The sequence below is a fragment of the Pseudoalteromonas sp. S3178 genome (assembly GCF_005886985.1).
Classification (GTDB): domain Bacteria; phylum Pseudomonadota; class Gammaproteobacteria; order Enterobacterales; family Alteromonadaceae; genus Pseudoalteromonas; species Pseudoalteromonas carrageenovora.
Genome location: NZ_PNCW01000255.1, coordinates 1 through 283, shown reverse-complemented (window position 1 = coordinate 283; position 283 = coordinate 1). Strand labels below are relative to the sequence as shown.

Sequence of the window (283 nt, the reverse complement as noted above, 5' to 3'; positions counted from 1 at the left end):
TCATGGATAGTCGTTACACCAAAGCTAAGATTAGAATACTGATTCCAGTTTTGCTGTGGCTGTAGGTTATAGCTACCGTAACTGCCATGAGCGTGGGCATCAATAAGGCCTGGGATCACGGTTTTACCGCTAATATCCATTACTTTTGCTGTGCTAGGAGCGTCTAGTTCACCTTGCTTACCGACTGCAACGATGCGATTCTCTTTGATTAGGATCACTCCATTGTCGATGATTTCTTGTTCGTTCTCAGCGTTACGCATGGTCACTACTTTACCGCCAACTA

At 44.9% G+C, this 283-nt stretch carries 1 protein-coding gene; it reads right to left on the bottom strand.

The window, feature by feature from the left end:
* Nucleotides 1–283: amidohydrolase family protein (locus tag CWC11_RS20850; protein ID WP_502704811.1), on the bottom strand; the 283-nt coding region annotated here is incomplete at both ends.